Source organism: Nostoc sp. FACHB-133 (assembly GCF_014698055.1).
Taxonomy (GTDB): Bacteria; Cyanobacteriota; Cyanobacteriia; order Cyanobacteriales; family Nostocaceae; genus Nostoc.
In genome coordinates, this window is record NZ_JACJSH010000031.1 from 19760 (window position 1) to 33587 (window position 13828).

Sequence of the window (13828 nt, forward strand, 5' to 3'; positions counted from 1 at the left end):
ATAGATGCTTTTTTTATTTTTTAATAAGCAAAAATTATATAACTACAAGACAATTTAAACAATTTCCGCAATCATCTACAACTAAAAGCTATAATTTTTTGAGTAAATTGTAATTTCCCGTATTTTCTCAGATTTTCCAACTAGCCTTAAAGGATGTTTTAAAAGTAGTTGCTTGTTATTCCAGGTTCTTATTGATCCCCCCTAACCCACGCCAGTCGCTCCAGTTTGCAAGACCAGAATCAAAGCCTCCCTTTTTAAGACAATACAGTTCACGTAAGACCAAAACACTTGTAGAGACGGCGATTTCTCGCGTCTCAAAAACCCAAGATTTTGTACTTTTTAAGGTGGATTTCGCAGGGTAATTTCATACGAAAAAAGAAAAATACATTAAATAAAGTATTTTTACTAATATCAAATAACCAACGGTTTTTTGGAAATGAGCGTAGTAAAATTTTCAAAATATGTGGGAGTGTTTAGAAATTAATTTTCTTAAATTGGGTTACTTTTCTGTTCGCCGATTGACTAACGTAGCGCTAGCTTGGTCAACAGGCATCAGCACAACTTCGTTAATATTGACATGGGGCGATCGCGTCACACAGAAAAATATCACATCAGCCACATCATCTGCTGTCAGTGGCGTAACTCCCTGGTAGACTGTTTTAGCGCGTTCAGTATTTCCGTGAAACCGCACCTTGCTAAATTCCGTTTCCACCATACCAGGGTCAACGGAAGTTACACGTACCCGTGTTCCCAACAAGTCTTGTTTTAAACCTTCAGAAATTGCTCTCACAGCAGCTTTGGTAGCACAGTAGACATTGCCACCGGGATAGGTTTGATGTCCGGCAATGGAACCTAAATTTACCACATGGCCGCGATCGCGACTCACCATTCCCGGAACAACATAACGGGAAACATAAAGTAAACCCTTAACGTTAGTATCAATCATGTCTTCCCAGTCTTGAAAGCTGCCTTCGTGCAACTTGTCTAAACCACGACTTAAACCAGCATTATTAATCAGAATGTCGATGTCAGACCAGGCAGGCGGTAGAGTAGAAATGGCTTCTTCGACAGCGTTGCGATCGCGCACATCTAGCTGTAATAAATGAATTTCAGTACCAAATTCTTTAACAAGAGCATCTGCTAGCTGCTGCAAACGTTCTAACCGTCGTGCCGCTAGGATTAGTTTTGCACCCGCACCAGCGAAGATCTTCGCACAAGCAGTACCAATACCACTACTTGCGCCAGTAATCAAAATGATTTGATTTTGTAGGGAAGTCATTAGGATAGTTAGAAGTGAGGAGTTAATAGTTATGAATTATGAATTAGCACAAGTTTCATAGTTCATAATTTATCATCAGTCGTCTATAACTCCTAGCTCCTAGCTCCTAACTCACGCAATGTGCAACTTATTCTTAGAACCCCACTTCTATTTTTCTCCCCCACAAAGAGATAAGTAGCCCTAGAAGGGAAGGGGTTGGGGGTTAGGTTTGAAAGAAAGTTGCACACCGCGTTAACTCCTGATTATTTTTTCACCACTTGTAGACGCTGAGTTACCATCGTCATTCCGTTACCTCGCAGGATGACAGCAGAAACCCATTGACTACCAGGGGTGGATGGTGCTTGTCCCGTTTTAAACAGTCCACCGGATGTTAATAATTGCAAATCTACGGGTGTGGGGTTGAGAAATTTCTCTGGTTGGATGGTTTCCTCTAGCGCCGTTCCTAGGAGAAAATCATCACCAAGTGGCTCTTGGACGATCGCATCAAAATTATATTTCTGACCAACTTGTACCTGTTGTGGTAATTTAATATCAATTTTGGGTGGCTTGCTGCCAGAGGTAAGTTGGGTGCGTTCTGCCAAAATGTCTTGGCGGACAATTTTACCGCTTTCAATGCGCTGACGCGATTTAATTGTGGCATCGAGAGCCAAATTATTCCCGTTACCGGAGGGTAAGCCAGTTATTTTCGTTTCTGTTTCGGCAATAATCCCATTGCCTTCAGATTTTGAAGATAGCAGTTTGGTACTGTATTGTAATTTAGGATATCGTTGCCAAAGTGAAACCAAAGACTTTTCTAGGGTTTGGAGGTTTAATCCATCCCCATGAGTGAAAGATGGGCTGTAGAATTGCAACACTCCTTTGACATCACCCTTGCTGGCAGCTGCATCGACTTGTGTCAACAGGTTTTTTAAATCGGTTGGTGCATTTTGAACTGCACCAGTTTGGGCTAATTGCTGTGGTGTCGTCGCTTGAGTGCGTTGCCAACCACTTGTTAAACCAAGGGTTAGCAGGAACGAAACCAGCCAAATACTGGCTGGAAATTTGAGTTGGCGTTTTGCAAAAGCAGCAATAATTTTAGTCATTGGCAAGAGTTTACTGATTTGATGAGAGAAAGTCAGGAAATTGTTTTATCTTAGTTAAGCTAGACGCTAAACGGTAGAGGTTTGATGGCAAACGCACCGATACGATTATTAATAGCTGCCAGTGGGACTGGTGGACACTTGTTTCCAGCGATCGCACTGGCAGAAAAACTTCCAGATTATCAAATCGAATGGCTGGGAGTACCCAATCGGCTGGAAACTCAACTTGTCCCTAAAGAGTATCCCTTGAATACTATTGCAGTTGAAGGGTTTCAGCAAGGGTTTGGACTCTCTTCGATTCGCATTTTGGCTAAACTCGCTGGTTCGATTATAGAAGTCAGACGAATTCTCAAACAGGGAAATTTTCAAGGGGTGTTTACCACTGGGGGTTACATTGCCGGGCCAGCTGTCATTGCGGCACGTTCTCTCGGTTTACCCGTGGTTTTCCACGAATCTAACGCCTTACCAGGTAAAGTAACTCGCTTTTTTGGCCCTTGGTGTAGTGCGGTAGCCTTGGGGTTTGAAGTAGCTGCTAAGTATTTGCCTCGTGCCAAAAATGTCTGTGTTGGTACTCCTGTGCGATCGCAATTTCTCAACGGAGAAATTAACTCACCCCTGGATTTAGCCATTCCTGATGGTGTTCCCTTAGTTGTTGTCTTTGGTGGTAGCCAAGGTGCAGTTGCGGTTAATAAGTTAGTGCGCGAATCTGCAAAGGCTTGGTTTGATGCTGGTGCTTATGTAGTACATTTAACTGGCGATCGCGATCCCGAAGCAGATAGTCTCAAACATCCACAGTACATAGCCTTACCTTTTTACAACAATATGGCGGCGTTGTTGCAACGAGCAACTCTTGCCATTAGTCGTTCTGGTGCCGGTAGCTTGACAGAATTAGCAGTGTGTGGAACACCAGCAATTTTGATCCCTTACCCATTTGCCGCAGAAGACCATCAATCTTACAATGCAGATGTATTTACCAAAGCTGGTGCGGCGTTAACCCTGAAACAATCGGAGTTGACAGCGCAAGTATTGCAAAGTAATGTGTTGAATTTGTTGCAGTCACCACAAGAGTTAGCAAAGATGGGTGAAAATGCTCATGCGATCGCAGTTCCCGATAGTGCCGAAAAATTGGCGCAATTAGTGCGTGAGGTGGTAAAAACATAACGTCGATTATTTAGTATTAGAAATTTAATTTCCAAGTTATGAATATCTTATCCAACCCAAAATTTCGCTTCACAGTAGGTTGTGCTGCCTTATTATTTGTCAGTTTAGCTAGTAGCCATCTATATACTCAGTCAAAAAATAAACAGCTAGCCCAACAAAATCAGCCCTTTACTCAGCAAGAAAATTCTGCCCCAGTTCAATCACAGATTTCCCTTACTGCAAATTTTCAAAATCCTTTTGTTGCTCAACAAATATCTGATGAAGTTATCGATAAGCAAAACGCTTTTTTATCTCAGCAAAATTTACTAGCTGCATCTGCACCCTATCCAGTTGTCGATGAGTTCAAAAAATATAAATTTAGTATTAATGGCAGCCAAGTTGTTAGCCCAGGAAAACTGCCAAGTAGTAAGGTTAACTTCAATCAAGGAGATTTATTAACTGTTCTAGTTAATACTAGAAAATATTTTCAAGATTACTCTTCAGAAGACCCAGATATTCTCCGTACAGGAATGCTTGCGACTCAAGGAGTAACTATACCAGATGTTCTCAACACTTTGAATTTCATGATTGCTGTCTTAAAGGAGGATATCGCTAATAACCGAGCTACTCGTTTGCAAGATCCTAACTTTATTAATACCAATTTTCGAGTTATAAAATGGTCTCCCTATAACCCAAAAAATAAACAGCAAAAACAATTACGAATTACCAAATATGCTGTCTTTACTCATCCCGGTTCTCGTAAGAAAACCTCTAATTTTAATACACCAATTTATAGCTTAAAAGACAACGCTAATAACGACAAATTCTATACAAAATACACCAAGCAGGATGTGTTATCAGGTATTTATGAACCAGGTGGTAAAGAATTTGGAAAAGTTACCAGTCTCGCTTATCTAACAAGAAATGGCTTAGAAGAAGCAATTATGGAAGGAACAATACTAATTAATTTTACAGATGGTTATAAGGCATTTTTTAATGTAGACAGAAATAATGGAATGTCTTATATTCGCGGATTGAAAGCAACAGCACAAAAACGTTATTGGTATTTTAGAGAAGTTGATGCTATTAAAGGCTATGGATATAAAATAGATGCAAAAATTTCTATCAAACCCGGAGTTACTTTTGCTGGAGATGTTTTGAATATTGGTTTAGGTAAAGTGGTCGTAATTGAGCATACTCAAGGTGGTCGCAAACATCTGCGAATGGGAGTAATTGCCGATACAGGAGGAGCCTTTTTACCCAATCTTTATCAGCTAGATTTTTTGGCAGGTATATTTAATAATAAAAAAGAATTTGGTCAGAAAATCAGCCAATTGCCTGACTATGCTACAGCATATTTTTTAGTTAAAAAGTAAGGGAATTCAGAACAATAGATTATCCAGTAGCGAAGCGATCGCCCTAGATAACAAAGACGCGATAAATCGCTGTCTTTACAACAATCAGTCCTTTGTAGAGACGGCGATTTATCGCGTCTCTTACCTTAACCGAACCGTATTGATACCGCTAATATAATTAATTTAAAGGCTAAAATTACGAATTACGAATTACGAATTACGAATTATTTAAGTTGGCTAATTCAAATAGGATAAATATGTATTTGCCCAAATCGCAGCTTGAGTGCGATCGCGCAGATTCAACGTGTTTAAAATATTTGTCACATGATTTTTTACCGTCCCCTCAGAAATATAGAGTTCTTGAGCAATTTCTCGGTTACTAGCGCCTGTAGCAATTAACCGCAAAACCTCTTTTTCTCTAGGAGTAAGTTCAGTTAAAGTAGATGGTACAGGTGTTGAATGGATTGGTGTACCATTAGAAAACTGAGTTAACAGCTTTTTAACTATACCTGGGCCTAATTGAGTATATCCTTTATAAACAGCACGAATCGCAACAGCTAATTCTTCTGAGGGCGTATCTTTTAATAAATAACCCATTGCCCCATTTTTTAATGCTGCTGATACATATTCATCATCATCAAAAGTCGTCAGTACTAAAATTTTAGTTTTGGGAAAACGTTTTTGAATTTCTTTCGTCGCTGCAACTCCATCCATAATAGGCATTCTGATATCTAGCAATACTACATCAGGTTGAAATTCTGCAACCAAATTAATCGCCTGTTCACCATTTTCTGCTTCTCCCACGATCTCTAAATCTGCTTCTAATTCTAATAAGGCTCTTAATCCTTGACGAATTAAACCTTGATCATCTACTAACAATACTTTAATCATCATCTCAACCTCATTAAGGGAATATTAACTGTAATTTTGCAACCACAACCAGGAGTGCTATTAATATTAAAGTCACCTCCTAACGCTAAAGTGCGATCGCGCATACTATGAAGTCCAAAACCAGTAGTATTTTGCCCTAAATCAAAACCTCTGCCGTTATCCTGAATTATCAATCGCAAATTTCCTCTGATCGTAGCGAGTTCCAGTTTAACCTCGGTTGCGTAAGCATATTTAGTTATATTTGTCAAAGATTCTTGAGTAATTCGGTAAATAGCAGTGTTGATTTCAGGTGGTAGAGGATATTCGAGGTTAATTTGATAAATTGGTAAAATGCCATTGAAACGATGAAAATTTTCTGCAAGGCTAGCGATCGCACGTTCTAAAGATTGCTCTTGTAAAGGATTAGAACGCATAGTAGAAACAGATTGGCGGACATCGTTTAGTGCTTTTGAACCTAATTCCTTTGCTGTTGCTAGAAATGTCTCAGCCTTACCTGGGTTAGATTGCCATAGTTTTAAAGCAGTTTCTAATTGCAGATTTAAAGCAGTGAGAGAATGTCCTAATGAATCATGAATTTCACGAGCGATGCGGTTACGTTCTTCTAAGGTAGCTTGATTTTCAATTCGCATCGCATATTCACGGAGTTTTTCATTAGCGATCGCTAGCTTTTCTCGACTTTGACGTTCAGACAATACTGCATTCATCATCAACAACACAAAAACCAAACTTAAACCAAATACCAGCGACGAATTCAAAATTAAAAATCGATATCGCTCTTGTGCCTGTGGCGATGCTTGAAAATTGAATAACTGATATTTTAGTTGGATAGTAACTAAAAATAATGCAAATGACAAACTTGTAACGAATAAACGTCCATTTAACTGAAAAATCAGGCAACTACGAGTAACTAAAATTATGTAAAGGAAAGGAAAAAGGCGAGCAAATCTTTCACCAAAAAGTCCAGTTATTAAAATCAATAAAATTTCAATGCCTGTGTATATTATCTTAGATGTCTGATTGCTTTTGGGTAATCTTAAACCCATTAAGGCAAAAATAATCAAGCTATAAATTGATAGTTCTGGTAAGAAATTACAAATTGATAAGTCTGGAAATAAACCACAAATTGTTAGTTCTGGAAGCTTGGGACGAAATCGCCGTAACGGAGGTGGTATAACTGCTATTAATGCAGTAATTGCCAGTAGTGTCCATTCTAGATAAAGCAGAGATGGAAAAGGATGTTTTTTAATTTGAATTGGATGATTCATTGTTGTTTGGCTCAAGTTATAAATTAGTTAAAATTTTGGAGTGTGAATTAAAAATACAGAATTATAAAATTTTGAAAATTTGAGTAGTATATTTCACGGTTTAAATCTTTCGTTAAGTGAAGAATTAATAGTAAATATGGGCTACACCAAAATATGCAATAAAGCTAAAGAAAGATTTACAAATCAATTATTATAAAAATGTTCATTATTTTATATATAACTCCCAACTCCTCCCAAATACTCCTACCACCTAACTATTTATTGTTAATCAAATTTGTCAAAATTCAATCATGACTAAAGTCATGGGTAGAACCATGACTTTCTCCTCATGTAACTAGTAAAGATAAGTTCTTATGATGGTGACAACCAACCAGGAAAAACCCACAAGAAATGAAACTCAAAGCATTATCGCTAGTCGCTGGAGCGATCGCTCTAACTTTAACTGCAACCTCCTTCGCTGTTAATGCCCAAACAGCCTCTCCTTCACCCGTGTTACTGGCACAAACTCCACAAAAAGAAAGAGGCCCTTGGAAAGACTTGGGTTTGACAGATACCCAAAAAACCCAAATTCAGGCAATTCGTCGCGATAGCCGCGCCAAATTTGAAGCAGTTTTGACCCCAGAACAAAAGGCAAAATTAGAAGCAGCTAAACAAGCGCGTCGGGCTGAGTGGCAAGCGCGTAAGGCTCAGGGGCAAACAGGTCAAGGTCAACGCCAACCAGGTCAACGTCGAGGAAAGGGTGGTTATGCTGACTTAAATCTGACTGAAGCACAGAAAACCCAAATGCGACAAATTCGGGAATCTGAGAAACAACAGATTCAAGCAATCTTAACCCCTGAACAGCGCCAAAAAATAGAGCAATATCGTCAAAACGCTCCTTCGCGTCGTCAACAAGGTAATCCTCAATAATAATCTTTTAAAAAATAATAATTTTGAGATGGGCAATGCTGTCCATCTCATTCAACCAAAATAAATTATGATGCAACCCTTGGTCGCTTCTCCAAATACCGCTCCTCGCCTGCAACAGGTTTTAGATTTAATCGATCGCATTGCTGTAGCACAAGGGCGAGATGTTCCCCAAATTGTAGAAATAGAAAAATTACGTTTCCTTCCTACTGACACTTTTGGCAGAACTTGGGCAGATTTCCTCAATGAACACAATTTCCAGCCCTTTACCACCGGTAGCCGTCGTAAACAACTACATGATGGGATTCACATCCTTACAGGCTATGGTGCTGACTTAATGGGTGAAGCAGAAGTACAGGCATTTTTATTAGGAACAAAATTTAGTATTACTAATTTGATGCTGGGATTAGGATTGCTACGAGTCATTCATAAAAGCCTAAATTCTCGACAACAATTTAGCTGGGCTAGACTTTGGCAAGCGTACCAACGCGGTTGTAATTCTCAATTTGACCCAGATACTTGGCAACCAGAATTACTATGGCACTTACCGTTGACTAATGTTCAGTCCTTATTTTCCATAGTCAAAAATTAACAAGCTTCTTGCAGAAGATGTGGAAAGGGGAAAAACTTCATCCCCTTTCCCTTTCCCTATTTTAATACTTACGCATTAGACAGAAAAGACTACATCGTAGTGGCAATACCCTACAGGAAGCCGTAAAGCTTGCCACTAGGATAGATACCCTATTTACTAGACTTTCAAGATAGTTATGAGTTATGAGTTAATCAAAACTCCTAGCTTGATTAAGATGTCTCAAGAATTCGCAATTGGTAGTAAAGTCCGTGTTGTGGCACTACCACCCTTCGTCAAAACTGCTGAACCTATGCCCATGCTGCGCCCCCCTGATGTTATTCACATTGGCGAAGAAGGTATAGTCCTTGACCGCCGTCCTGGTGGATATTGGGGTATTCGCTTCACTAGGGGAGCTTTTCTCTTAGATAGCCAATACATCGAAAGCATAGATAAACCTAGCGAATCTGACTCTAAGTAATATTTGGAGCGACTAAGAATTGTAAACTTGTGTAAAGTTGTGATTCTGGTTTGCACCATGATTTCCCGCCGCACTTTTTTAAACATATTATTTGCCAGCTGTATTTCTGTTATCAGCTGGCTGAACTTTATACCTGCTGCTGATGCCCTTGGTGGTAAACTTCCCGCAATTAATCAACCTGCACCAGAGTTTACTTTGCCAACTAACACAGGTGATGGCAAAATTTCCCTCTCTGATTTGCGTGGTAAGTGGCTAGTTCTTTACTTTTATCCTAAAGACTTCACCTCTGGTTGTACTATAGAGGCTCGCCGTTTTCAGCAAGACTTACCCCAATACCTCGAAAAAAATACCCAGATTATTGGCGTAAGCGCTGATGATATTGATTCTCACGCCAAATTTTGTGATTCTGAAGGGCTAAAATTCCCACTTTTAGCTGACACTGATGGTTCAGTGAGTAAAGCTTACGGTTCGTGGCTCGGCTTCTTATCTATGCGCCATAGTTTTATCATTGATCCTCAAGGTGTTTTGCGCGAGACTTTTGTCAAAGTCAACCCAACTGTTCATAGTTCAGAAGTGCTGGCACGATTAGAAAAGTTACAGTCTACAGCCTCTTAGACTTCAATAAAAACTCTTTGCCCCGAATGGCACTCAATACTTGTCGGATTTTGGGGGAAAGGGGAAGGGGAAAAGGGAAATAAAAAACCTTTAACCCTTATCCTTTAACCTTTTCCCCAAACCAAATTCTGAGTTGAAAATGCAAAACCCGAGTAGTATTGGAATGGCACTAACATAAGCCCAAAGGCTGAGAAGCATTCAGGGAAAGGGCTGTGTCTTATAACTAGTGCCATTCATTCCTCTCTCTATTGCCATGTTTGAAATTCATCAATGGCGCTACGAATTAAAGAAGTTATTTGAGTGCGACGGGTTTCAAAGTTGGCAGCAATATAAATCAGCAGGATGCCAACTAGTAAGCCAACAACCCATTTTAAAAAGGAATACTGCAAACTAAAAATTACCGATTGATAGATTGTAGTAATTAAAAAAGTGGCTGTACCAATGTAGAGAAAAGCCCGCACTCGCAAAGCTAATCCGGCAAAAATGGCGATGAGGCTGAAAATTCCAGGTATCCAGGCTGTGTTTTGATTAAATAAAATTGCCCATCCACAAATTAAACCACTACCTAGCAATCTCAAAATATGGCGAGGTGTTTTGTACTCTGGTAGCCTCAGTTGGGTATCTACTTGAGCAATATAAAGCAGTGATAATCCAATTGGCGTTACATACCATAAAATATCAGTCAGGCGTAAGGAATCAAACCATCGGTAAACTGCCCAATCAATCAACGCCACACTAATATATGTAAAACGGATGTTTTTACCAATCTTTGCGAGGAAGATGTAGAATCCAGCTGCGAGTACCAAGGTAATGGGATAAGTTTGCAGCCTCGTTTCCCACAAAATTATCAGTGGTATGATGTAGGCGGCTTGCTGCCAAGGTTTTTTAGACCAACCCCAACTTTCCCAAGGTAGGATATACAGAAAATAGGCTACCACACAAGCGATCGCACCGTTCCAAGGAACTAACGGCCCAGCCCAAAATTTTCCCACTGCTGTCTCGCGCCAATAAACCCTCATACTGGCTACCTCTAATAAGCCAAGGTAAACCCACATTTCGGCTATGGTGATTCTTCCCAAAATGCTGGGGGAAGTGCGCGAATTTCGTCCTTGAAAGATGGCATAACGAATCAAAAATACCCCTGTTGCTAATCCCACCAAACGGTTAATTCCAATGGGAAGAGGAATGGCAGCCATTAATAAGCAGCTACTCCAAGCCCAATGAATATGGGCAATTCTTTTCAATTCTTGGGGAGTTAGGCGTAAGTAATTTACCAGCCAAGGTGACAAAATCCGGTAAGCATACATGATACTGGCACCAAGGGCAGACATGGCAATCAATCCATCACCTAATGCTCCTCCTGAAGCTTGTAACATTTGATAGAACAAAAGTTCATAAGCAGAAATTGATATGCCAATAATTCCTAAGTACAGCAGGGGTTTAAAGTTCTCGTGCCGTCGCCCTACGCCAATTATGATTAAAGCTACACCCAAGGAATATAAACCAGTCCACTCGGTGAAGGTGTTCAAACGCAGCAACACACTGAATGCACCATAAATTAAGGGCAAAATGTGAAGGCTGCTAGGAAGTTTTTCTAATTGATGTCGTCGCCGCCACCACTCTCCGACAAGTTGAGTGATTAAACCTAAAGCGATATTTGCGATCGCAATTTTAACAGTTGAGCGTTCCCCAAATCCCAACACTTGGGTAATTAACAATTCTAAAGACCACCCGATGCCATAAAATGCCCAATTTGTCGGTTCTCGCCAACTGCGATAAACAATAGCTGTCAAGGTGATTAAAGTGGCAGCTAAGTACAAAAATCCCGAAGTGATAAACCCTGAGTAAATCAGCACTGAGTGTAGTGTCAAACTCAACAACTCAAAAGCACACAATGCGATCGCCCATTTATCACTGGCGGCTGCATAATTAAGTGCTAATTCGTTTCCGCGTCGGCTCAAAACTGTCCTAGCTAACCATAGAATTAGGATGGCGATCGCGCCTACGAGAAACCAACCTCCGAGAACGAGGTGAGGTAAACCAGGTACACCCGTCCACAGCAGCGCCACGATGAAACTTAGAGCAAATCCTTCTGTAATTACCGCAGATAGTTGGTTTCGTAAATAGCGCGTATTTACGAACATTAGCCCTGTACCTACTGCCAAACCGATTAATCTGGTTCCTGGTAACTGTAGAGTAAGTAGCTGGGCAACTCCCACAGCCAAGACACTCAAGTAACGGGTAGTAGTCCGACGTTCTGTAATTGTGCAATTTGCAACACCCGTGAGAGCTATAGGCGTAACTAGCCATAAGGCTCCCAAATAAGCTTGGCTATCAGCGACACCATACCAAGATGATTCTGCATTCATCCACAATAGAAAAAAACTAGCGGCAGCTAGCCCTAAACCGATATCCCATGCACTACGTTGCCAGACTCCTTCTTCTACGCTAAATCGCCATTCTGCAACCATCAGAGCTAATAAAATACTTGCCCAGACTTGTTGACTCAGGGTTGGTGCCAGCCAATGAATGGTAGAGCAAAATGTCAGCACCCCGATGATGTGAGTTAGATATACCAGAGGAAGGGATGCGGAGGAACGGCGTTGAGTTACGAATACCAGAGTTATGGTAGAAAATAACAGATTTAGCGATCGCAATACAGGATTGACAATCGCGATCGTTGTTAAAAAAGCTCCCAGTAAGAGGGTGAGCAGTTCGCCAAATTTAGCTAATTCTCGCTTTTCGGTGCGATGTAGACTATCTGTAAGCGCCACCATCAAAATTATGTAGGGAAATAAAGCTACACCCAGCAAAGCCCAAGGTTCATTTTGAGAATTTGTGAGTTGAGTACCAGTTGCGATCGCTAATTTCTGTAAGCTATCAGGTACTAATCGCCAACCTAGCCAAATCGTCTGTAAACCGATGACGAAAACCGCAGCGAAGTCTAGCTTTAAACTGTGCCGCCGCAAGCGACTTCCCACAAACCACAAACCTAAACCACTTACAGCTATTGCTTGCCAAGGATAATTTACTACCGAAACCAGCCAACCCAAAAACAGTAGAATCCCACCAAGTTTTTCCCAGAGAAAGAGAGATGAGGGGTATATTACAGTTACTTCCTCTGCTCCCCCTGCTCCCTGCTCCCCTGCTTCCCCTGCTCCCCTGCTCTCCTGCTCCCTGCTCCCCTGCCCCCTGCCCCCTAGCCTCTCCTGTACTAACCAAGTGACTAGCCAGCCGCAAATGCCAATAGCTAATCCCAACTGAGTGACATTTACCCCAGCAACAAAAATCGCCCGCACTAGCAGCACTATCAAAGCATAAATAATTACAGCAGCAGGTAAACTTATACTTAAACTGCGGCGTAGGCGTAGCCCGTCGTAGACATCGCTTCTATCTTCCTCACTGAGAATATTAGGCTGTTGGTAATTGTGATAAATAGTAATTATAGTTGTGCCAATCATTGCCACATAGACGGCAATTAAGGGGAATCCTGGCAATTGCCAACCCAAATGCAGATAACTCAACCCCAGAATATTGGCTATAGGTAATTTGCCAGTACGTAAATTAGTAAAAATAGTCCGATTTTTGGAGAGTAAAACAGTTATAGCAGTGAGGGTAGTCCAGGCGATCGCAACTGCAACCAAATCTAGAGGATTTTGCCACAATTGAAAGCTATCCATTGCCCAAAAGTTTACTGGAACTAACAAAAGGGTGACAATCAGCAAAGTTTGAGCCGTCAATCTCAGGTTGTTTTGTCTAGTCGCCCAAAAGCTTAATCCCCAAAAACTCAGAGTATAAGCAAATAAAACTCCATACTGTCCCGAAGCAGGAAACCTTTCCCACTGACTCGCAGCCAGTACCCCAGAGGATACCACTACCAGAAATACCCCTAGAAAAAGCAGCCAGCGTACACTCAGTTCTGCCCCCAAGGACTGCAACATTGTACTGACAAAGTTGGGTTCGACAGTTTTTTGTTGTTGTCTACGGCGGCTAGATTGTAAAGCTGCTACGGGTAACTCCTGCACGGGATCAGAAGTTAAAAAAACCACCTTTGTTTTAGCTTCAGGCTGGAGTGGCAACACGACCGAACACACCAGAAACTCTTGGCATAGCTGCCTAACTTGGGTATCGGATATTAAACCTAAACGTAGCCATATATCTAGTCCTTCTAGTAACTGAGGATGTGACGATGGCAGTCTAATTTCAAATTTTAGCGGGCGCTCAAGGGGCGATGACATAAGCGGCAGCA

Annotated in this window: 11 protein-coding genes; 6 read left to right on the top strand and 5 right to left on the bottom strand. The window is 40.9% G+C overall.

The window, feature by feature from the left end; translation table 11 throughout:
• Positions 1 to 499 precede the first annotated feature (499 nt).
• Together H6G86_RS22995 and H6G86_RS23000 are read right to left on the bottom strand one after the other, a co-directional pair.
• A complete protein-coding gene (locus H6G86_RS22995; protein ID WP_190936254.1) occupies positions 500 to 1279 on the bottom strand; it encodes an SDR family oxidoreductase in 780 nt (259 codons plus the stop codon).
• Between the two features lie 242 nt (positions 1280 to 1521).
• Entirely contained in the window at positions 1522 to 2361 is an 840-nt protein-coding gene (locus H6G86_RS23000) for a DUF8623 domain-containing protein (RefSeq protein ID WP_190936255.1), read from the bottom strand.
• Positions 2362 to 2445: 84 nt separating this feature from the next.
• Here H6G86_RS23000 and murG point away from each other — a divergent pair, with 84 nt between their 5' ends.
• Positions 2446 to 3519, top strand: coding sequence for an undecaprenyldiphospho-muramoylpentapeptide beta-N-acetylglucosaminyltransferase (gene murG / locus H6G86_RS23005; RefSeq protein WP_190936256.1), 1074 nt, complete (start codon positions 2446 to 2448; stop codon positions 3517 to 3519).
• A 38-nt stretch (positions 3520 to 3557) separates the two neighbouring features.
• Positions 3558 to 4874: an RlpA-like double-psi beta-barrel domain-containing protein gene (locus H6G86_RS23010; protein ID WP_190936257.1), complete on the top strand. Its 1317-nt coding sequence runs from the start codon at positions 3558 to 3560 to the stop codon at positions 4872 to 4874.
• Positions 4875 to 5090: 216 nt separating this feature from the next.
• Here the strand turns inward: H6G86_RS23010 and H6G86_RS23015 are convergent, their stop codons facing one another.
• Together H6G86_RS23015 and H6G86_RS23020 are read right to left on the bottom strand one after the other, a co-directional pair.
• Positions 5091 to 5744: a response regulator gene (locus H6G86_RS23015; protein ID WP_190936303.1), complete on the bottom strand. Its 654-nt coding sequence runs from the start codon at positions 5742 to 5744 to the stop codon at positions 5091 to 5093.
• A complete protein-coding gene (locus H6G86_RS23020; protein WP_190936258.1) occupies positions 5744 to 7009 on the bottom strand; it encodes a sensor histidine kinase in 1266 nt (421 codons plus the stop codon). Before H6G86_RS23020 ends, H6G86_RS23015 begins: the two co-directional genes overlap by 1 nt.
• A 390-nt stretch (positions 7010 to 7399) precedes the next feature.
• Between H6G86_RS23020 and H6G86_RS23025 the strand changes: the two genes are divergently transcribed.
• The 4 genes from H6G86_RS23025 to H6G86_RS23040 all read left to right on the top strand — a co-directional run bounded on the left by H6G86_RS23025 (position 7400) and on the right by H6G86_RS23040 (position 9579).
• A complete protein-coding gene (locus tag H6G86_RS23025; RefSeq protein ID WP_190936259.1) occupies positions 7400 to 7918 on the top strand; it encodes a Spy/CpxP family protein refolding chaperone in 519 nt (172 codons plus the stop codon).
• Between the two features lie 67 nt (positions 7919 to 7985).
• Positions 7986 to 8507, top strand: coding sequence for a Coq4 family protein (locus tag H6G86_RS23030; protein ID WP_242064925.1), 522 nt, complete (start codon positions 7986 to 7988; stop codon positions 8505 to 8507).
• 214 nt (positions 8508 to 8721) lie between these two features.
• Positions 8722 to 8964: a regulatory protein SipA gene (sipA, locus tag H6G86_RS23035; RefSeq protein WP_190936305.1), complete on the top strand. Its 243-nt coding sequence runs from the start codon at positions 8722 to 8724 to the stop codon at positions 8962 to 8964.
• Between the two features lie 57 nt (positions 8965 to 9021).
• Complete coding sequence (locus H6G86_RS23040) at positions 9022 to 9579, top strand: peroxiredoxin (RefSeq protein ID WP_190936260.1); 558 nt, start codon at positions 9022 to 9024, stop codon at positions 9577 to 9579.
• A 245-nt stretch (positions 9580 to 9824) separates the two neighbouring features.
• Here the strand turns inward: H6G86_RS23040 and H6G86_RS23045 are convergent, their stop codons facing one another.
• On the bottom strand, positions 9825 to 13817 hold the full coding sequence (locus tag H6G86_RS23045) for a DUF2157 domain-containing protein (RefSeq protein WP_190936261.1): 3993 nt from the start codon (positions 13815 to 13817) through the stop codon (positions 9825 to 9827).
• Between the last annotated feature and the right edge of the window lie 11 nt (positions 13818 to 13828).

Excerpts from the sequence above, each read along its gene's own strand:
- H6G86_RS22995 (WP_190936254.1), bottom strand. The coding sequence starts at position 1,279 with ATGACTTCCCTACAAAATCAAATCATTTTGATTACTGGCGCAAGTAGT.
- H6G86_RS23000 (WP_190936255.1), bottom strand. The coding sequence starts at position 2,361 with ATGACTAAAATTATTGCTGCTTTTGCAAAACGCCAACTCAAATTTCCA.
- murG (WP_190936256.1), top strand. The coding sequence starts at position 2,446 with ATGGCAAACGCACCGATACGATTATTAATAGCTGCCAGTGGGACTGGT.
- H6G86_RS23010 (WP_190936257.1), top strand. The coding sequence starts at position 3,558 with ATGAATATCTTATCCAACCCAAAATTTCGCTTCACAGTAGGTTGTGCT.
- H6G86_RS23015 (WP_190936303.1), bottom strand. The coding sequence starts at position 5,744 with ATGATTAAAGTATTGTTAGTAGATGATCAAGGTTTAATTCGTCAAGGA.
- H6G86_RS23020 (WP_190936258.1), bottom strand. The coding sequence starts at position 7,009 with ATGAATCATCCAATTCAAATTAAAAAACATCCTTTTCCATCTCTGCTT.
- H6G86_RS23025 (WP_190936259.1), top strand. The coding sequence starts at position 7,400 with ATGAAACTCAAAGCATTATCGCTAGTCGCTGGAGCGATCGCTCTAACT.
- H6G86_RS23030 (WP_242064925.1), top strand. The coding sequence starts at position 7,986 with ATGATGCAACCCTTGGTCGCTTCTCCAAATACCGCTCCTCGCCTGCAA.
- sipA (WP_190936305.1), top strand. The coding sequence starts at position 8,722 with ATGTCTCAAGAATTCGCAATTGGTAGTAAAGTCCGTGTTGTGGCACTA.
- H6G86_RS23040 (WP_190936260.1), top strand. The coding sequence starts at position 9,022 with ATGATTTCCCGCCGCACTTTTTTAAACATATTATTTGCCAGCTGTATT.
- H6G86_RS23045 (WP_190936261.1), bottom strand. The coding sequence starts at position 13,817 with ATGTCATCGCCCCTTGAGCGCCCGCTAAAATTTGAAATTAGACTGCCA.